General features: G+C 41.0%; 13 protein-coding genes. 11 read left to right on the plus strand and 2 right to left on the minus strand.

What is annotated here, in order from left to right; all coding sequences use genetic code 11:
- Positions 1-3 precede the first annotated feature (3 nt).
- Positions 4-3,960, minus strand: a complete 3,957-nt coding sequence (locus tag L2672_RS06625; protein WP_248995042.1) for a hypothetical protein — start codon at positions 3,958-3,960, stop codon at positions 4-6.
- A gap of 241 nt (positions 3,961-4,201) precedes the next feature.
- Between L2672_RS06625 and L2672_RS06630 the strand changes: the two genes are divergently transcribed.
- The 11 genes from L2672_RS06630 (at position 4,202) to L2672_RS06680 (ending at position 20,491) form a co-directional block, all read left to right on the plus strand.
- A complete protein-coding gene (locus L2672_RS06630; RefSeq protein ID WP_248995043.1) occupies positions 4,202-4,381 on the plus strand; it encodes a D-arabinono-1,4-lactone oxidase in 180 nt (59 codons plus the stop codon).
- Between the two features lie 76 nt (positions 4,382-4,457).
- Positions 4,458-4,880: a CBS domain-containing protein gene (locus tag L2672_RS06635; RefSeq protein ID WP_248995044.1), complete on the plus strand. Its 423-nt coding sequence runs from the start codon at positions 4,458-4,460 to the stop codon at positions 4,878-4,880.
- 191 nt (positions 4,881-5,071) lie between these two features.
- Positions 5,072-13,864, plus strand: a complete 8,793-nt coding sequence (locus L2672_RS06640) for an Ig-like domain-containing protein (protein WP_248995045.1) — start codon at positions 5,072-5,074, stop codon at positions 13,862-13,864.
- Between the two features lie 89 nt (positions 13,865-13,953).
- Complete coding sequence (locus tag L2672_RS06645) at positions 13,954-14,829, plus strand: aspartate/glutamate racemase family protein (RefSeq protein ID WP_248995046.1); 876 nt, start codon at positions 13,954-13,956, stop codon at positions 14,827-14,829.
- 120 nt (positions 14,830-14,949) lie between these two features.
- Positions 14,950-15,168 (plus strand): DUF6500 family protein, encoded by a 219-nt coding sequence (locus L2672_RS06650; RefSeq protein ID WP_248995047.1) that lies wholly within the window; start codon positions 14,950-14,952, stop codon positions 15,166-15,168.
- Between the two features lie 73 nt (positions 15,169-15,241).
- Entirely contained in the window at positions 15,242-15,724 is a 483-nt protein-coding gene (locus L2672_RS06655; RefSeq protein ID WP_248995048.1) for a GNAT family N-acetyltransferase, read from the plus strand.
- 200 nt (positions 15,725-15,924) lie between these two features.
- Entirely contained in the window at positions 15,925-17,652 is a 1,728-nt protein-coding gene (gene ushA, locus L2672_RS06660) for a bifunctional UDP-sugar hydrolase/5'-nucleotidase UshA (protein ID WP_248995111.1), read from the plus strand.
- Between the two features lie 294 nt (positions 17,653-17,946).
- Positions 17,947-18,396: an Hsp20 family protein gene (locus L2672_RS06665; protein ID WP_248995049.1), complete on the plus strand. Its 450-nt coding sequence runs from the start codon at positions 17,947-17,949 to the stop codon at positions 18,394-18,396.
- Positions 18,397-18,742: 346 nt separating this feature from the next.
- On the plus strand, positions 18,743-19,552 hold the full coding sequence (locus tag L2672_RS06670) for an SDR family NAD(P)-dependent oxidoreductase (RefSeq protein ID WP_248995050.1): 810 nt from the start codon (positions 18,743-18,745) through the stop codon (positions 19,550-19,552).
- Between the two features lie 108 nt (positions 19,553-19,660).
- Entirely contained in the window at positions 19,661-19,909 is a 249-nt protein-coding gene (locus L2672_RS06675) for a DUF3297 family protein (RefSeq protein ID WP_248995051.1), read from the plus strand.
- A gap of 153 nt (positions 19,910-20,062) precedes the next feature.
- On the plus strand, positions 20,063-20,491 hold the full coding sequence (locus L2672_RS06680; RefSeq protein ID WP_248995052.1) for a ribosome recycling factor family protein: 429 nt from the start codon (positions 20,063-20,065) through the stop codon (positions 20,489-20,491).
- 125 nt (positions 20,492-20,616) lie between these two features.
- On the opposite strand, the gene L2672_RS06685 is transcribed toward L2672_RS06680, so the two are convergent.
- Positions 20,617-20,943, minus strand: a complete 327-nt coding sequence (locus L2672_RS06685) for a cupin domain-containing protein (protein WP_248995053.1) — start codon at positions 20,941-20,943, stop codon at positions 20,617-20,619.
- Between the last annotated feature and the right edge of the window lie 93 nt (positions 20,944-21,036).

Below are 21,036 nucleotides of genomic sequence, written 5' to 3' on the forward strand. Positions count from 1 at the left end.
CTTTTAGTCCTCTTTCTTGTTTTGTTGTTCAGAAACCAAATCCACAAAGTGGTTGAAGCCAGTGGTTACAGTATCTTTAGCATCATGACCTATGCAGCCATTAAGTACGATAATGTCCGCCTTAGTAACAGGCACTTGCTTTAATTGTTCGTTAAATCCTACAAGTGAAGCATCATGCTCAGTACAGACAAAGTTGAGTATGGCTAGTTTTGTTTCAGAGCCTTCCGCATTTCGAATTGCTTGTAGTTTACTAATTAATCCAAGTGGGGCTTTGTCAGGTTGAGCACCATTTATTAGCCATTCTTGGTATTGCTCATCAGTTTTATCGAGGCTGTCACTTCCCCAAAACTTTGCATCAACTCTAAAATCAGTTTTTGAGACTGTAAAATCATAAAGCTCAAGTACACTTTGGCTATTTAAGGTTGTGTGAGTGGACACGTTTTGCGAATGCAATAAAGCTCGTATTGCCTCTTCACCCAACCTCCCTTGTAAAATTCTCTGGGTGATGCGAGGGTGGAGAACATATGTCTCCTCTAATTCACAAGCGATAGGATACATTGAGGTCCTGTAGCCCTTTTTGTTGAACCAATCTATGATGGCGCTGTGTGACTGAATGTAGCTGTATAGTCTGTCTGGACGATAGGGGATGCGGCCCTTACCCGGTTCACTGAAAAACTGCCATGTTTCAGGATCGTACCAGATCTCTGTGAATGAACTGCTGTGAGTTGGCTTTTCAATACAAGCCCAATCTTTTAATGGTGTATGAATGCCATAAACGGAGCTTTTTGGGTTCCAAGCATAATCTAGTTGCAGCACGGCACGCCCCAACTGTGTCCAAAGTTTGGCTATGTCATCTGTACTTTCAGGATGTTCGCGTGAATTTCGGATTGCTGGAATTAGCTTATCATCAATAATACTGACAGCATTCTCACCAGTCTGACTCGGCGTAAACATTGAACTGAAAAAATCGTTAGAAGATTCATCATCAATGGAAGTTAGCCTATCGAGAAGTTTTTGGTTTAAATCACTCAGTATCTGTCTATAGTTGGTATAAGCAGGTAAGGCTGTAAATTTAATTAGGTCTTGAGCCAGCTGATGCGAAACGTATATTTCAACGTTACCAATATAATCCCAAACTCGTTCCAAACGACCAACTTGTTGCTGTATGTCTGCCGCCGCATTTTTTATGTAGTCCGAGCCTTTTTTATAAACAGAATTATTTAGCTGAGATATTTGGTAACCAGTTCCATCCATTACTGCTGAAATATATTTCCTATGCTCCTTTCTAGAAATTTCACCGTACCTGCGAAGTTTATCTAAATTTCGCATTTGATAACCCGCATGTGCCATTTTGTCTAAATTTTCATCGCTGTTATCCTGCGGTGAAAAATAGTAGTGACGAGACTCAAGTATGTATACACATGTAAGGTCCATACTTTTATCATTGCTCAGTTTAAAGTCTAAGTTGATGCCGTTGGTTGCTGAAGCCGTTTGGGTAATAATTAGAACAGGATATTCTGCATCAAATGCAGCTTGGTAAGCTTCTTTAAATCCAGGACGTTTTTGGCATTCAGCGTTTAGTAGGCAGATAGTGATGTCTTGTTCGTTTACGCTAATTGGAATGAAAACATCTTTGAATAGAGCCAATAGCTTGTTTTGGTTGAATTCTTTGGCAACTTTTTCGTTTGTACATAGCCACTGAATGCTGTTGCGGCTAGCTTTTGCTTCATCTTCTATTAACCATTTGCGAAAATATTTCGTTGAATTTACATAAGCGAGCTGGCCCTTATGCTTTTCTTTCGTGCCAGCTACTGCAATTACATTGATAAGTTTTAATAGTGTGCTTTCTCTATGTTCTTTTGCACTGGTGGAAATACTGCTATCGGAGTCCTGAAAAAATTCGGGAACTAAATTAGAAAGAACGTCGATTTTCTCCTGTTGGGATAACTGGTCGTCAAAACCTGAAACAGTTACTTCTAGGTCGGTTTGTCGTAGTGTTGCCTTTTTATCACTCAGGTAGGCGATCATATTATTTTGACGTTGTATATCAGCGTCTGATTGGCAGTAAGGTATAGGTCTTTTACTCCAGTCTTTTGGTTTATCTTTGAACTCATATCCTAAGTAGCTTTTCTGGATATCAGGCGTTCGGCATTCTGCAATGTAACGCAATGCAGAGTTGAGCCAACGAATATCGAAATGACCAAGGGCTCTTTCAATATACGATGTTGCAGATAAGCCAAATACTAAATTTCGGCTGGCTAATGAAAGTAATAATCCTTCGGGAGTTGTCGGTAAGAAAGCTCTTCGGATCTGAATACGCAAGCGGTCTAGATCATTTTTTTGATCATTTTGCTTCAGTTGCCAATTAGTAAGTCCAAATATGTTTGCATGAGTATTGGGTAGGATATTGCTCTTTCGAAGACTGTTAAGCTCTGGCAAACTAGTTTGTGGTAAAGAGAACAATGACATGCTTGGTAAAGCGCTGCTGTAGTGAGAAGGGCGATAGTCATTTGCTGCGTCAAACAGTAAACTACTCAATTCTCTTAATAAATCTTGTTCCTCACCATCTGAAGAAGAAAAGTCTGACAGCATTAAACTAAACTGGCGTATATATTTTTCCATTAGTCGAAGGAATTTATCGATATCGATTTCGTCAGCTGTCAGTTTGTCGCCATAATGCCTTTCTTTTACTGCGAATCCATGTGAGGCTTGAGTCATCGAAAGTTGGCTGCTAGTTACCAGGTGGTCAGCTCGAAATAAATATTGAGACTTAAATGATTTTCCTTCTAGATGGTCCTCTGCTGGTATAACTAGAGCCCTGTCTTCTTTCAAATTAATGTTGTTTTCTTTCAATTCATCTTCGAGATCATCTAATAATTTGGTAAGCCTTTCTCTGATCTCGGGAACTCTGCCATCTTCGTCAAATAGCATCCTTTTTAGTAATCTTCGACCGCCATCAAGTAGCTGTCCTAAGCACTCAGGCGGCTCATGTACCAGTTGAGACTGGGCAAGTAATTGCTGAAGCACATCAGATTGATAATCAAATTCATCAACAAATATAACGTGGTCTTTTAGGTCGCTACTCGATATACGTACTTTTTGTACGCCATCGTAAAAGGAAGAAAATAGTTTCTGCGTTGTCATGATTAACAGGTGTTGCTTATCATCATGCCATGCAATGCCTGGGAATATTCGGCGAATCCAGTCGTTACTTCTAAAGGCATGGAGTTTACTTTTTACTACCTCTGTTAATTTAGCGTCATCACCATATTTTTCTTTTGCCTTCTTAGCTTCATTTTCAAGAAGTTTCATGTTTTTCAACAGCATAAATTCAAGTTGGCCACAAGAGCGTTGTAAATCTTTTTTCATCAGGCGCGAATATTTACCTAACGGAGCTGAAGACTGAAAGCTGTTTTTCTCCAATATACTTGCTTCACGCATTATTTTACGAGCGGTTTTCTGTATGGCTGAATATCCCCATTTGTCGTGGGGTAACAACCCCTTGTCATTCAAGGTTATTAAAGTATTTTGAGGATCTGGTAAATCTTGTGATTTGACATCTACTTCATGAGGAAGAGGCTTTCTTAGTAGGGCTGAGATAATATTTTCATCCTGAGCGTAGATAACACTTGCCGTAAGGGCGGCTCCAGTAGAATCCTTGCTCTTTATGACATTAGCGTAAACGTCATGAAGAATATTCCATCTATGGGTAACAAAAAGGGACTGGTGCTTTGTTGAACTTATTTGTTCGAGTGCGGGTGGTAGCCCATCGTCATTACCATGTCGGCATAGAGCACTGCTTTTGCCGCCTCCGGTAGGGCCTTGTAGCATGCAGAAACCTGCGATACCGCGTCTACCTGTTTTACGAGATTTTGGGGATTGTAATCCTAAACGGATCGCTTGGGTGAGAGTATCTTCAATAATCGCATTATAGGAACGCGCAGACACACTAGTTGTCATATTACACCTCATTCATTTCGGGTTATCGAGGGTGATTAAAAAACACTTATTAGGTGTTGTACCAAATTGTAGTTGGTTAAAATTGAACCAGCGATGCCTAAATTACATCCAATATATCTATTCAGCAAGTTATAAATCTAAAAATTTTAAAAAAATGTCTTAAATTTTTTCACTTTTTTTTTATTACCGCCAAGGAACATCTGAACAGGATAAGGCAGAAGTTAAAGCGTGGAGCCGAGAAATGATTGATGCGGTAATTTCTGAAGGTGGAGCATATTATCTACCATACCAACTGCACGCTACGACAGAGCAGTTTCATCATGCTTATCCACGAGCTAAAGAATTCTTTAAATTAAAGAAAAAGCTAGATCCCGATAATCGATTCAGTAATAAGTTGTGGGAGCAGCATTATGGTGAATAAACCCATTTATTGCATTTTTTGCGATTCCATTGACTGTTAACTAATCTTTTATAGATGAATTTAATGGAGTAAGCCTGTGAAAGTTAGCGATATTATGACCCCATCTCCGGTGTGTATTAGCCATGAAGCGAGCCTTCGCGATGCTCATGAATTGATGCAAACTCGCAATGTGCGGCATTTGCCGGTGATATCAGAACAAGACGGTAAGTTTATTGGGATGCTAACCCATAAAAAGATGATTGCCAGCGTATTGAAGATGTTAAATAAATACGGACAAGGGGCATTAGAGCGAAAAGAGCGCTATACACCAATTGCCGATATTATGGATACAGAAGTACAAGTTTTGGCGTTGAATGAGTCGTTAAATGAGGTGGTGCAGTATTTTATTGATAACAAGTTAGGTTGTTTGCCTGTGCTTGATGAACAACGCAATGTGGTTGGCATTGTCACATCGTCTGATTTTGTCAAATTATGCCAACGTTTGTTGCTTAATCCTTAATAGGGAAATGGCGACAAGGTGGCCATGTTGTCTTTTGTTGATAAGACAGCATTATAAGTAATTTCACTTGGTTAACTTTGGAAAAAATATATAAACAAGGCTATATTTAACGGGTTGATAACAAAAATAACAATTAAATATTTCATTTCAACTTGAGCTATCTGAAGTTGCACTAAAAAAGTGAGCACGCTATGCCTTTATCTTGTGGTATTTTTCAGCCAATTTTTTCCAGCGTTAACGCAATTTTATCTAAAAATATTAATAGTTTAGCGAGCAATAAAATTCAACTTATTTGGGCTTTTATTGGTTTAACGAGTATTAGTTTTACTGCTAATTCAGCGGTGATTGTCCAAGATGCTATACCTACAACGGCGTGTTCAGCTTCCAGTGGATTATTTTCTGGCACTAACTGCCAAATTCAAACTACTTCGATTACCAACTTACTTAACCAAGGGATAGATGTTGTTATTGAGTCCACAGGTGCGTCTGAACCTGTTGAGGTTAATGCTGATATTGTTAAATCTTTATCAACTAAGGCGACATTCTCTATCCATGCACAAGGGGCGATTACCCTTAACAATGATATTGTTTCGAGCATGGGTGCCCTTAATTTGATTCTATGGTCCGATACGCAAGCGGTTGATGCGGGTGGGGTTAGCATTTTTGGCGATATTTTTACTTTGGGTGGCCATGTTTGGGCGGGTGGCTCAAACACTGCTGCGGCCTCAAGTGTATGGAATGGATTAAATGTGGGTGATGGCCCTAGTGTAGGGGCAGTTTCAGTTAACGATAATGCTTTGGCACTATTTGGCAGTATTACCACTAATGGCGGTGATGTATTGCTATGGGCGGGCAATGGCGTTAATAGCGGCATTAGTGGCATTGCATTGGATGCATCGAGTGAGGATATCGCCAATATTCCCTTAGCTTATAACTATATTGATGCGGGTAGTGGCGATATTATTTTGCTTGCCGATACCATTGAAAACACCCAAATAGGCCGCTTACAGTTATCAACAACAGGCCAATTTGTTTGGGCTCCCAATAGCACGGCTTACAGTTCCGCTTTTGATTGGAATGGAACCTATGCGGGCAATCACTTTCAAGGCTCAGGGTCTAACGCGCAAATTCAGTTAAACAATTTTGCTGCTACTGGCGGCATTAGTCTAGGGCAATACACAGGCACAGGTATTAGTGGTGATAGTGTTTACGCTCAGCTCAACAGCACTTCGGATATGACAATTTCTGCGCCCATTTCAGTTAATGGCCCCATTCATGTTATGGGGCTGTCCACCACTCTAGGGGCTAATTTAATCACTACTCAAGCCAATGCCGGTTTAACGCTTGTTGGGATTGATATCTTATTTCAAAATGACAATGTGCAAGTGATCAGTAATCAAGGCGCTGCCTCTGGTGGTGATATTTTATATCAAGCCGATGAAATTTACTTTGGTGACTCACAGGCCATTAGCACAACAGGTGGTGTCACCGTTGAGCCATATAATGACTCTTTTTTGTCTGGATTAGACACTTTCTTTATTGGGTTATCTGGTGTTGAGTCAAGCCTCACTTTAGGCAAGCCTTCTAATGTGGGTGGGGTTGGAATAGATGTGCCGATGTTTGTGAATGGTCCTGTGACCGTATATGGAGGGGAGATTGGATTAAAAGGTGCGTTGCTTGCTAACGGTGATGTGACATTTTATGTAGCCAAGACGGACTATAATGATGGTGATGTGGCCATAAGTATTGAGGAGTCAATTGATGCAGGCAGTGGCAATATTAATTTAACCTCCGAAAGTGGTGATATTTTTGTTCAAGGCGATCTGACGACCGCTTCAACCGCAACCCCTGCCATTGTGTTATCTGCCGGTAGTGCAGTAAACGCGGGTGATGAAAGCGGCGGGGATATTTTGCTGTATTACGGTCAAATCAGTACCGGTGTTGGCGGTAGTGTTGAAATGTATAGTGGCAATTATTATGACAGCCTCGGTCTTGCTGCTTGGGCTTCAGGCCAATACGGTGATTCTTATTACAATTCAGCAGGTAACGGCTTACAGTTCAGTAGCCCCGTTAATGTCATTTTTAGAGAAAATATAGCCCCAACCTCTAACGCATTAGATTTTTCTGCCGACACAGACGATATTGCAATTGTTGATAGCTTTCCTCCGTATAGCACTGATTTCACTCAAGAAGTATGGGCGTACATCCCTGCGTCAGTCGGTGAAAGGTTCATTTTAGGTGATGATGATGGCGTCGATAGAAGCCCGAGTTTGTCGCATGATGGACAGCAGTTAAATGGCAGTTTTAATGGTCAAGTTGTTTCAACCGGAAATGTACTAAACCTAAACCAGTGGAACCACATAGCAGCCAGTTATGACGGCACTACTTACCGTTTATATGTTAATGGTGTTGAACAAGTCAGTGCTAATTTCAGTGTTACGCCCTACAGTACCGGCTATTTGATTATGGGCGGTGCAGGGTTTGACCCGAGCCAATATTTTTTAGGTAAATTGGATGAAGTTCGTATTTGGCATGATGTGCGAACTGAGCAAGAAATTCGTGATTTCATGATGCGTCGAGTACCTGCAGGCAGCGACTTTTTATTAGCTTATTATAACTTTGATCATCAGGCCGGAGATTTGCTGTGGGATGTCAGCTTTAATGGTCTGTATAGCTATCTTAATAATATGAACGACAGCAACTGGGTTGCTTCATCTGCCTTTAATACCTGGTTAGGTTATTCAAACGATTGGAGTGATGGTAATAATTGGAGCCAATTAACGGCTCCAATAGCTAACGATAATATCGGCATATATCCCTTAGCTGCCAATGCACCGTTGATTGGGGCTACATCGACTATTAATCATTTGGTGTTAGGCCAAGGGGTCAATAGCCAGTTATCTTCAAATGCGGCTATTGAAGGCAATGCATTTATTGATGCTGATGTCGATTTGCAGGGAAATACCGTTACATTTGGCACTCAAGCCAGATTATATGAGCTTCAAGGCAAGGTGAGTGATAGTGCCGCATCGGGTAAGTTAACTACCACGCGCGTGTTGAATAATATTACTAACGACAATATTGCGGGCTTTGGGGTGACATTAACCACTGCTGCTAATATGGGCTCAACCGTAGTTGACCGAACCCATGAAGTATTTAATAACGTCAGCAACGTTAAGCGTAAATATGCGATAACTCCTACCAATAACAGTGGCTTGAATGCTGAGCTAGTGTTTAATTATTTCGACACAGAACTGAACGGTGTCACAGAAGCAGACTTAGCGCTTTATCAATCTGTGGACAACGGCCAAACATGGTTAAAGAAATCTGCAACCCTTGATACCGTAGCGAATCAATTAAGCTTATCGGCAATTGATGGTTTTTCAAGTTGGACCGCAGCCGTTAATGCTGCGCCAGTCATTATCTCTGCTAACAGTCAGTCAGTTGACGAAAATCAAACCGCTGCAATTGATGTTGATGCCACCGACACCGATGGCGACACGCTCACTTATAGCTTATCAGGCACAGATGCTGCTCTGTTTAATATTGCCCCTGCCACTGGGATAGTCACCTTTAAAGTTGCCGCTAATTTTGAAGCGCCTACTGATGCTGACGCGAATAACATTTACCAAATGAATGTTAATGTTTCAGATGGCTTGCTGAGCACCACCCAAGCAATATTCATCACCGTTGTGGATGTTAACGATGCGCCAATTATAATCAGCGCCGCCTCAGCTAGCGTGACCGAAAATCAACTTATTGGCATTGATGCCAATGCCACCGACGAAGATGGCGATACGTTAAGCTATAGCTTAAGTGGCATCGACGCAGCTTTGTTCAATATCAATAGTGTGTCAGGCGCGGTGACGTTTAAATTACCTCCTGATTATGAGGTCCCTGCAGATAGTAATAGTGACAATATTTATCAAGTTAATATTAGTGTCAGCGATGCTAATGCAACCACAATGCAAGCAGTATCAATTGTTGTAACCGACATTAATGATGCGCCAGTAATAACCAGCGCCGCCAGTGCGAGTGTCAACGAAAATCAACTAATGGCGATTGATGTTAATGCCACCGATGCTGATGCAGACCCGCTAAGTTATAGTTTATCGGGCGATGACGCCGCACAGTTTAATATAGACAGTAACTCTGGGCTGGTGACCTTTAAAGCTACTCCTAATTATGAACAGCCAACCGATAAAGACAGTAACAATGTTTACGCCATTACCGTGCAGGTTAATGACGGTTTATTAACGGCAACTCAAGCCATTGAAATTACCGTTATTGATGTTAATGATGCTCCGGTTATCACCACGCCTGCTGCTGTAACCGTATTAGAAAATCAACAAAATGTGATGGATGTTATGGCCTTAGATGAAGACGGCCATAGCTTAACGTATCAACTATCAGGGGATGATGCAGCGCTGTTTAATCTTGAGTTAACCACAGGAGTGTTGACCTTTATAAGCCCTGCTGATTATGAAGCCCCTCAAGATAACGGTGCTGATAATAATTATAATGTAATAGTGACAGTGACTGATGCTGGTGTAGGCAACTTATCCGTTATTCAACCAATAGTGGTGACAGTGACCGATGTTGATGAAACCACCGACACAGACGGTGACGGCGTGCCTGATTATTATGAAGGGCTTGAGGGCACTGATCCCAATGACAAGTTTGATTATTTAGATACAGATGGAGATGGTGTACCTGACTTTGTTGAAATAATTGACAATACAGACCCGAACGATGGTGCCGATTATGTTGATTCAGATGGCGATGGCGTTCCTGACTATATTGAGTTAAACCCTGGTCCTAACGATGCTCCGGTAGCGGTAGCAGACCCACAATATGCGCTGGATGAAGGCGCATCAGTTAATGGGGCAAGTGTGCTAAGTAATGATTATGACCTAGACGGTGATGATTTAACGGCGGTGCTAGTCACCGATGTGAGCCACGGCTCGTTGACCCTCAATGCCGATGGCAGCTTTGTTTATCTTCATGACGGTACAGATACACAAGCTGACTCATTTATCTACCAAGCCTTTGATGGCGTAGCAGTGTCAAATAGCATTGAAGTGCAGTTGGTGATCAACAGTATTAACGATGCACCGGTCGCAGTGGATGATTCGGTTAATATTGATGAAGATGTTGTTTCAACTCTTAATATCCTCGCCAACGATACTGATGAAGAAGGCGGTATTGTGGTGGCGAATGTGATCATTGTTCAACAGCCGGTTCACGGTAGTTTAAGTGTTAGCACTGCTTCAGGTGCGGTCACTTATACTCCTGATAATCACTATTATGGTGTAGATAACTTCCGTTATAAAGTCACCGATACAGGCGGCGCTGAATCTAATATCGCAACGGTTGATATTAATATTCAGCCAGTGAATGACAGCCCAACAGCAGTAAGCGATGTCATTACCACCGATGAAGATGTTGCTATTTCAGTTAATCTTTTAAGCAATGATAGCGATATTGACGGCGATCAATTAGACCTTGCCAGTGTGGTGATGGTTAAAGCGCCCGTGAATGCCCAAAGTGTGACAATTGTGAATGGTGAGCTGCAATATACGCCAATTAAAAACTATGTTGGCACTGATGTGCTTCAATACCAAGTGGCAGATCAACATGGGGCATTAAGCCAAATTGCTTCAGTTTATATCAGCATTATTGGCGTTAATGATGCGCCGGTTGCGCTTGATGACACCGCTCAAACCGATGAAGATACCGCTGTGGTGATTGATATATTACAAAATGACAGCGATATAGAAGACGGCACAATTGAAGCCAATGCGATAGTCATTACTACCCCACCTCAATTTGGCAGTGTGGCACTAGACTCCACTAGCGGATTAGTCACTTATACTCCGGCTACTGACTACTATGGTGACGACAGCTTTGAATATATTGTAAAAGACCAAGGCAGCAGCATTGAACCGGCCATATTCTCTAATGTGGCTAAGGTTAATATTACTATTAACCCCGTGAATGATGCGCCAGTGGTTAAAGATGACGATGTCACCATGTTTGAAGATGAGCAGTCAAAACGCATTGCAGTATTAGGCAATGACACTGACGTTGACAGTGCCATAGACGTTGCCAGTTTAGTGATTGTTGAACAGCCCGCATTTGGTCTTGTGAGTATTGACGCAAGCACTGGCAGTGCAATATACAATGCCAATAGCCAATATAATGGATATGACTCCTTTACCTATCAAGTGAGTGATATTGAGGGCAGTGTTAGTAATGTTGCTACGGTATCATTAAGCATTACCCCAATAAATGATGCTCCAGAAGCTTACCCGCAAACCTTGAGTGTGCAAGAAGATAACTCGTTGCCAATTACCTTGACCGGTTATGATATTGAAGGTCAAAGCTTAACTTATTCAATCACTTCACAACCGGTAAATGGTGTTCTGAGCGGCACAGCGCCCAATGTGGTCTATACCCCTAATGCTGACTTTTATGGTCAAGATAGCTTTAGTTATTCAGTGAATGACGGCGAAATTGACTCGCAAGAGGCAAAGGTTAGCCTAACGATATTGAATGTAAATGATGCCCCCACCGCCATTTCTTATCGACTAGTCACCGCTGAGGATGAGCCATTAATTGTTAAATTAACCGGTAAGGATAAAGACTCAAGCACGTTAAAATATCGCATTATTAGCCCGCCGCAACACGGTACTTTAGTGGGCAATGCGCCTAATTTTACTTATCAGCCTGATGCTAATTACTATGGTAACGACAGCATTAGTTATCGTGTAAATGATGGTGAATTTGACTCTAACATTGCCACAATTGACATCGACATTACCTCAGTGCTTGAACCCGTATCTATTATCGACGATGAGTTTACTGTGCCTGCAGATGTTGGCATTAGTTTAGATGTACTTGCTAACGATAGTGATCCTGAAGGCAATATATTGAGGGTGATATCAGCCAACAGCAGTATAGGTGAGGTTGATATTATTAACGGTGAATTAGTCTTTACTCCGCCAGAAGGGTTCAGTGGAACGGTGGTGATTAATTATCTTGCCGGTAACGAACTAGGCAGTGTTGATACCGCAACCGTTATTGTGCGAGTTGAGCCTAGCTCTGTTTCTCCTGTGGTCATTCCGCCCGGAACCGTTTGGGTAGATGCCACCGCATTATTTACTAAAGTGGATTTAGGCGTTGCCAAAGCCACTGACCGCTTTGGTCATCCTTTGCCAGTGTCGCTGGTGGATGGTGTCACCTTTTTTGAAGCGGGTAAAAACATCGCTTTATGGCAAGCAACGGACTCAGAGGGCAATACCACCATTGCTGAGCAACGTGTCAATGTTAGACCGCTGATATCACTGGGTAAAGATCAGCTAGTAATGAGTGATTCCACCGTCATGCTAAAGGTGCATTTAAATGGGGTTTCACCCATTTACCCCGTCATAGTGCCCTATAACGTTATAGGGCAAAGTGATGGCCAAACTTATCCACTGGCATCGGGCACTGTAACAGTAACTAAAGGAACCTCTGCCAGTATTCCGTTTAATATTTTGCCTACACATGCACAAGGTAAAAATGACTCGCTGGTGGTGAGCTTATCTGATGAGATAAATCGTGGACAAAAATTCCAGCAAGTATTTACGCTGGTAGAAGATAACATTGCTCCGTCAGTGCAGTTAATCGCTCGTCAAAATAACGTTGAAAGATTAACCATGGGCAAAGACGAGGGCGATGCCGTTATTAGTAGTTTGTTAACCGACTTAAACTCTCAAGATAGCCACCAATATCATTGGCAAGTGATTCAAGGCATGGCAACGGATATCGACACCGTTGAAGAGCAATTTACCCTTGATACCGCTAACTTATCTACCGGGATTTATATTATTCGATTAACGGTAACAGATGATGCGATTGAACCGTTATCTCATGTTGTTGATATCAAATTTAAGGTGGTTGATAGTTTACCGCAATTAAGTGTAAGCAATGATACCGATGGCGACCTCATACCCGATGATACAGAAGGCTTTGCGGATCAAAATAAAAATGGTTTAGCCGATTATGTTGATAATCAATCTCAATGTAACGTCATTATTGGGCAAGAGGGTGAATATGACCGATTCTTGGTGGAAGGGGAACCAGGTGCTTGTATTCGCCTTGGACTCTTTGCTTATAAAGCCGATAACAGCGCGGTTGGGCTTAGTGATGACACCTTGAATATCATTATTGATGAAGTGCCTGTTGACTCTGAAGTTGACAATGTAGGAGGCCTATATGATTTTGAAATTAGTAATATTCCCCATGCAGGACAAACTTATCAAATTGTTTTACCGCAGCGGCAAGTCATTCCTGCTGGTGCAGTTTATCGTAAATTTACCCAATCAGGCTGGGTAGATTTTGTAGAAAATGACTTGAATACCATCAAAAGTACCGCAGGAGAGCAAGGTTTTTGCCCACCGCCAGGGGGGGCACAATGGCAAGCAGGATTAACAGCAGGCCATTGGTGTGTGCAGTTGGGTATTGAAGACGGTGGCCCTAATGATGATGACGGCCTAGCTAATGGAGAAATTAGCGACCCGGGCGGTATAGGCATTGCTTTCAGTAACAATCAAGCGCCAACAGTGGATGACATTACCATGTCAGTAGTGGAAAACACTGAGGTTAACATAATGGTGTTAGATCATGCGTTTGACTCAGACGGTGATACCTTAACTGTTATCAATGCCGCTGCGACGTTAGGGAAAGTCATTATTGAAAAAGATGGCTCACTAACCTACGTGCCTCCAACGGGTTATATCGGTCAAGATACGCTGCAATATAGCATCAGTGATGGAAAGGGTAAGACAATCACTGCCTATGTATATCTGCACATTGAAGCAGAAAAACAAATGGTTGAAGACAATAATATCACCACTCAAGGCGGAGGTTCTTTAGGGGGCGGTGTATTACTATTCTGTCTCTGTTGGTTGTATTTTAGGCGTCATCGAGAATTGCTATGATGGGTTAGATCCGTCATAAAGGATTCATTAGATCTTCATTATCGTATTACTCTCAATTATTCGTTTAGATGTATTAATTGAGGTAACCGATGAAGAAGCTCAAATTTGGCGTTATTGGCAATATAGGGCCAGAAGCTGATTCATACTTTCAGGATGTATTAGCTAGAAAAGAAATTGAATGCGGTGTGTTAACTGAGCAAGAACACATGAGCATGATAGTGGTTAAAAACCCTGATATTCCAGATCGCAGCGCCGCAATTATGGGCGTAGGGGAAGACCCTGTACCTGAGCTTGTTGAGTCAGCACGAGTGTTAGAACACAACAACGTGCCGTTTGCGATAATGGCGTGTAGTGCTGCGCATTATTTTCTCAATGCCGTGCAACAACAAACCTCGGTTTATCTGGTTGATATGCTAAAAACAACGGTGCAATTTATCCAAGAAACTCAGCCTGAAGTGGTTGTTGGAGTGCTTGGACATAATGGCACTTATCACTCTGGTATTTACCAAAATTATTTAGATAATGCGGGGCTTGCTCATACAAAGTTGAATGCAGAGCAACAAGAGCAATATATTCACAGCGCTATTTTTGGTTCAAAGACCACTAAACAAGCTTCCAATGGTGAGTTTATTCGTCAAGGAGATGGGCTTAATGCGGGTGTAATTGACGCTAATGTTGAACGTCTGACCAAGGGCATTAATATCTTAGTTGAAAAGGGTGTTACTACCATCATTTTAAGTTACTTTGGCTTAGCTAAAGTGCAACCGCAGTTAATGGCTAAATTCCCGCAGTTAACTTTTATTGACCCAATGGAGCTAGTGGCAGAATACGTATTAGCCATTTATGAGCAAGCTGATGAATATGTAACGATAGGTGAGTGTCCTACTGTGGTAACAGACATAGCAGCCATTAAAAGTTCAGCAGACTTAGTTAACTACGTTGCGACAAAAGCACTTCAAGCATAGGCATTTATTTAACTGATAAATATTATGCTTTTCCGCATATCATTGAGTTAAGATAACAAACGCTAGCCATGTGCTAGCGTTTTTGTTTATGGCGTTATGGATAAAAAAATAAGCCAAAATATGAGCCCAGAATTAAAAGCCAAAATAATTGCAGTATGCGATAAAAAAATCGCCCAGAAGGGAGAAAATGTAGGGCTGTCGTTTTATGCCTTCTTTGCCAATAAAAATGACAATCCCGCCGCATTAATGGAAGTGGCCACTTGGTGGATTCAAACCCATCAACTAGATCACTTTGAAAAAGCAAAAACCATCAAACAAATGATCCAAGATACTTTATAATCAGCTTCGATTTAACATAGCCGTGATAGTTGAACCCCAAGATTTAAGCTAATAACAATTAATGGAGTCGGTTTTGAGCCAAGTAGATATTCGTCCAGCCACAATAGCAGACAGCGGTACTATTTTACGATTTGTAAAAGAACTTGCCGAGTATGAAAGAGCCTTAGATCAAGTTGAAGCAACACTGAGCAGTATTGAACACAGTATTTTTGGAGAAGGTTCAACAACTGATGCCATTATTTGTAGTGTTGATGGCCAAGTGATTGGTTTTGCCGTGTACTTTTTTAACTATTCAACTTGGTTAGGTAAAAACGGTCTGTATTTAGAAGACCTCTATATCAGCCCTGAGTATCGCAAAATTGGTGCGGGTAAAGCCTTACTTAAATACTTAGCCAAACTTGCAGTTAGTAAAAACTGTGGCCGTTTCGAATGGTGCGTGCTTGATTGGAATACTCCAGCGATTGATTTCTATGAATCCATTGGAGCAAAACCACAGGATGAGTGGACAGTTTATCGTTTAACGGGTGAAAAACTTAAATTGCTGGCTGAAAGTTAATTCGCTGCGGTTAAGTGGTTTAACATTTATTTCTGACACTTGTGCCTAACGGTTACAAGTGTTTTTTTTTGTTTAAATGTCGATATTTAAAGGTAATTTTTGATGATTGTCATAAATATATAACCTGATTGTTGGTATGCTTAGCGCCGAATTTTGAGCATGCTCAAATGAATAAAACTAAAAATAAATCGGGGTCAATTATGCAAAACAAGCTTTATAAAGGATTAGTTGCCAGTGCTGTGTTAGCCGCACTAGCAGGTTGTAATAGTTCAGACGACAAAGAGCTAACCACCTGTGAGGCTGCTGGGGACAACTGTACTAAGTTTACTGTTATTCACACTAATGATAACCATGGTCGTTTCTGGGAAAACAGTAACGGCGAATATGGTATGGCTGCACGTAAAACAGTTATTGAACAAATTCGTGATCAAGTAGAACGTGATGGTGGCGAAACCTTGCTGTTATCGGGTGGCGATATTAATACTGGCGTGCCTGAGTCTGACATGCAGCAAGCGATTCCAGACTTTGTTGGTATGAACCTATTAGGTTACGACGCCATGGCTGTAGGTAACCATGAGTTTGATAACCCGCTTGATGTATTAGATATGCAAGCAACTCTAGCTAACTTCCCAATGTTAGCGGCAAACATCTACCACAAAGATGAAAACGGTGAGGCCAGTGACGAGCGTTACTTTGAGCCATATCGTGTATTTGAAGTTAACGGAATCAACATTGCGGTTATCGGTTTTACTACGGTAGATACGCCTAAAGTGGTTAACCCTGAAAATGTTAGCGAGCTAGCTTTCACAGATCCGCAAGACGAAATTACCAAAGTATTAGCTGAAATTGAACAAAACGAAACAGTTGATATGGTGTTTGCAGTGACTCATATGGGCCATTACGCTGACGGTAACCACGGTACAGAAGCCGCTGGTGATGTGATGTTGGCGCGTTCTGTTGAAGAAGGCAAGCTTCAAGCCATTATTGGTGGCCACTCACAAAACCCTGTGTGTATGGAAGGCGATGATTACGCCGACTTCAAACCAGGTGATGAGTGTAAACCAGATCAACAAAACGGCACTTACATCATGCAAGCTCATGAGTGGGGCAAGTATGTTGGCCGTGCTGATTTTGAAATGATTAATGGCGAGTTAAATTTAGCGAGTTATCAACTTATTCCAATCAACTTAAAAGAAGCGGATGAGAATGATGAGTTAGTTCACATTGGTGAGCCTATTGAGCCTAATCAACATGTACTAGAAATCTTGCAGCCTTATCAAGACCGTGGACAAGAGTTATTAGACGTTGTTATTTCTCACACTGACGGCAAGTTGGAAGGCGATCGTGAAGTGGTTCGTGTCCAACAAACTAACTTAGGTAACCTACTAACAACGGCTTATGCTGACTTTGTTACTAAAAACTTCAATGTCACTGCTGATTTTGGGGTAATGAACTCTGGTGGTATTCGTGCTTCTATTGAAGCCGGTGATATTGCTTATCGTGATGTACTTACGGTTCAGCCATTTGGTAACTTTGTATCTTACGTCACTATGACAGGTGCAGAAGTTGAAGATTATTTAGCCCAAATCGCTGTTAAAACCGGCGGTGGTTTCCCACAATTAAACGACGTTAATATGCAAGTTAATTGTGATGCGGGCACTGTTGATATTGCTAGTTTAGGTGGTCGCTCGTTTGATGTTGCTGACAACTACACTTTCTCATTAATTCACTTTAGTGCAGCGGGTGGAGATGATTACCCTGTAATCAACACTCATCCTAACTATATCGACACGCAATTAACTGATGCAGCAGTTTTCCGCGAGTTCTTTGTGGCTAACCCACAAATTAAAGCAGACGAGTATGAGCCAGTAGAAGGGCAGTTAACTTTCTTCTTAAATGGTACTGAAGTTAAAAGTTGTGCCGGATAATAAAATCATTTAAAAAAATAGAAAAATTTAAATACAGTATTTAGATTCTATTTAATTGATTTTTAAAATTAAAATAATATAAAGCAGGCTCAGGTAATGGGCCTGCTTTTATTTTTTTCATTTTTTCCCTTGAAAATAAACAAAGCAGTCTTATATCTATTTTGTAGCAGGAAGACAGTTAGAAATGCTCAATAGAGATTTCATTTTTTGTTGCTACCCATTGCGCCGAAAGGGCAATGACATTGCCAATAATGGCTTAATTTTTTACATATTGCTTAAGACAAGGATATGAATATGCACAATTTATCTATTTCTCCAGATTTTACTCCACTATTCCGTACCGCTATCGGCTTCGACAGATTAGCCCAACTGGCTGAAAATGCAGCCGCCAATAAAAGTAATGCTGGTTACCCGCCATATAACATCGAATTGCTAGGTGAAAACGAATACCGTATTACTATGGCCGTTGCCGGTTTTGAAATGTCAGAGCTTGATATCACCAGCGAAGGTGAAAAACTACTGGTTAAAGGTAATAAGTCAGCCCCTAAAGATGGTCGTAAATATCTACACCAAGGCATTGCTGAGCGTAGTTTTGAAAAAACCTTCCAATTAGCCGAGTATGTTACAGTTGTGGGTGCTGAACTTGAAAATGGCTTGCTAAACATTGATTTAGTTCGTGAAATTCCTGAAGCCATGAAACCACGCAAAATTGAAATTGGTCGTACAAAATTGTTGGAAGAATAAGCTCTGTCAGTTGTTATTAACCGATATTAAGTGAGCTTTATTTTTTATTTAGTTTTTGTTTATTCCTTCCCAATTCGATGACATTTTGCATCAGGGTTTAACCTTAATAGGTTAAACCCTTTTTAATGACTAAAGTTCGCTACCATGGCATTTCTTTAGGATTGCCTTTCATACCAACCTTAACCCTGTTGATGTCTTTCAGCTGCACAGTGTGTCGTTGCATCTTACGACTTTATTCACTTGTTGTTCCCCCCGCGCTTGAATAAATTATCAGCAATAAGTGTCTAATTAGCAAAGACCTTAACGGGTTGGTTATTTTAATGGATTGGCAAGCTAAGGAAGCAGTATGAGCAAGCGAATTCTCATCACAGGCGCCACTGACGGTATTGGCTTTGAAACCGCAAAACTACTGGTGAAAAATGGTCATGAAGTCATTATTCATGGTCGCAACCTCATCAAAATTGCTCGCGCAGTCAATGAACTCACTTTGTTGTCTCCCACAAAAAATGTTAAGTCAGTTTTATGTGATTTAAGAGACTTAACAGCCGTTAAAACCATGGCTAATCAGATTATTAAGCAGTTTTTACCTCTTGATGTATTGATTAATAATGCAGGGGTTTATTTCACCGCAAACACCGTCACTCGAGATAATCTAGACGTACGTTTTATGGTTAATTCAGTGGCGCCTTATTATTTGACCAAGCAATTACTGCCTCATTTAAGCCCTGACAGTCGTGTTATCAATTTATCCTCTGCAGCACAGTCACCGGTTAATTTTAAGGCTTTGTTAGGGACGGTTAAATTGAGTGATGGACAAGCTTACGCACAAAGCAAACTGGCATTAACAATGTGGTCAAAATTTTTAGGTGAAGCGCATGTTGGTACCGGTCCGATGATCGTCTCGGTTAACCCTAGATCACTGTTGGCTAGCAAAATGATAAGACAGGCTTATGAACTTATGGGAGCAGACTTGCGCATAGGGGCCAATATTCTAACAAAAATAGCGTTATCTGATGAGTTTGCTGATGCCCATGGCAAGTATTTTGATAATGATAGAGGCAGATTTACCTTACCTCATACTGCTGCAAATGACTTTTATATCGTTAATGCTTGTATCAATACAATGGAGTCAGTGATAAGTCGGGTTGTAAAATAAATGCACTCCAATGGGCTATTTATCCTTCCACTTTATTTGAGTAGCTATTGAGCCTAAGCGGCTGATTGCCTACAATACTGCAGGCTTTATTAACAGTAGAAAAAGACTATGAACGATACAACTGCAAAACCTGCTTTACCAGATCGCTTATCGATCAACCCTCGTAGCCCTCATCATCAGGCTGAAGTATTTGAATATGAAATCGGTATTTTACTTAACGGTAAAGAACGCTTTGATGTGGAAGAATACTGTATTAGCGAAGGTTGGGTAAAAGTGGCTGCACACAAAGCACTAGATCGTCGCGGTCAACCGTTACTCACAACCCTAAAAGGGACTGTTGAAGCATTTTATCGATAACTAAAAAATGCCTTTGACTAGGGCTGTGCTGATATTTTTATTATTAGTAAGATCTTAACCAGCCCTATTAATTTCCTCCTATTTAACTTATCTCTACTTGCACAAGCTACTTATCTTATTGTTCAGCCGAATCTTATTTAAAGGTGTTAAAGGGTGTCTGATAATAATCATATTACTGTTCGACTACCTTCATTTATTCACCGTATCGGCACAGCCCAAGCGCAGTGGCTAAAGCTGCAAGCGGTATCATTTAATTGTGAATTAAAGCGCGTACGTCGCTCACGCCACTGGCAACTTTATGGTGATGCCAAAAAGATTCAACAGCTTGGGCAGCATTTGCAACTCAATCAACAAAGTAAAGCATCTTTCAATGCTAAAGAGCTTAAATCTTTAGGGTATTTTATCGGGAAAATGGAGCAGGAATTAGTCTTACACCCTGATAAATTAGAGTCGTTAGAGGCTAAGTTAATACGATTAATTAATCAGTCGCCTAATATCACCCTAGCGGAATTAATTGCATTAACAGGATGTACCGAACCTGAGGCCAGAATAGCGCGGTTTAATGCAGATGATTCAGTTTAATCAAAAGCACAACTATAACTGACTGAACATTAAATAAAAAAAATGGAATAGCATATTAGCTACTCCATTTTTTGTCACTCAATTTATAAGCATCAAGGTATTGCGCTTATAAAAATGAGCGAAAATTATTCAGCAACGAAATCTTTACGCATTGGCGTGAAGTTATCAATTAAGATGCCTTTTTCTTTACATACACAACCGTGGATGATGTTAGGCTCTTTATAAATACTGTCGCCTGCTTTTACGGTTTTAACAACGTCACCTACAGTGAATTCGAAAACACCAGAAGCAACATAGGTTAACTGTTCGTGTGGGTGGCTATGTAAGGCCGCAACAGTACCTGTTTCAAAATGGACTTCAACAGCCATCATGTTATCGTTATAAGCTAAGATTTTGCGTGATAAACCGTTGCCTAAATCTTCAAGTTGAACGTCTTCGTTAAAAACAAACATGTTAATACCTACTTAAGTTAAATGTTAAATACTGCTTACCCACTTCATTGCAATTTGGCCGGAGTGAGAGGTGGCCTATTGCCCGCTGCATGA

Source organism: Shewanella gaetbuli (assembly GCF_023284065.1).
Taxonomy (GTDB): domain Bacteria; phylum Pseudomonadota; class Gammaproteobacteria; order Enterobacterales; family Shewanellaceae; genus Shewanella; species Shewanella gaetbuli.

Bases quoted from the DNA above. Each gene is read 5' to 3' on its own strand.
- L2672_RS06630 (WP_248995043.1), top strand. From the start codon at position 4,202: ATGATTGATGCGGTAATTTCTGAAGGTGGAGCATATTATCTACCATAC.
- L2672_RS06685 (WP_248995053.1), bottom strand. From the start codon at position 20,943: ATGTTTGTTTTTAACGAAGACGTTCAACTTGAAGATTTAGGCAACGGT.
- L2672_RS06650 (WP_248995047.1), top strand. From the start codon at position 14,950: ATGAGCCCAGAATTAAAAGCCAAAATAATTGCAGTATGCGATAAAAAA.
- L2672_RS06625 (WP_248995042.1), bottom strand. From the start codon at position 3,960: ATGACAACTAGTGTGTCTGCGCGTTCCTATAATGCGATTATTGAAGAT.
- ushA (WP_248995111.1), top strand. From the start codon at position 15,925: ATGCAAAACAAGCTTTATAAAGGATTAGTTGCCAGTGCTGTGTTAGCC.
- L2672_RS06640 (WP_248995045.1), top strand. From the start codon at position 5,072: ATGCCTTTATCTTGTGGTATTTTTCAGCCAATTTTTTCCAGCGTTAAC.
- L2672_RS06675 (WP_248995051.1), top strand. From the start codon at position 19,661: ATGAACGATACAACTGCAAAACCTGCTTTACCAGATCGCTTATCGATC.
- L2672_RS06670 (WP_248995050.1), top strand. From the start codon at position 18,743: ATGAGCAAGCGAATTCTCATCACAGGCGCCACTGACGGTATTGGCTTT.
- L2672_RS06665 (WP_248995049.1), top strand. From the start codon at position 17,947: ATGCACAATTTATCTATTTCTCCAGATTTTACTCCACTATTCCGTACC.
- L2672_RS06645 (WP_248995046.1), top strand. From the start codon at position 13,954: ATGAAGAAGCTCAAATTTGGCGTTATTGGCAATATAGGGCCAGAAGCT.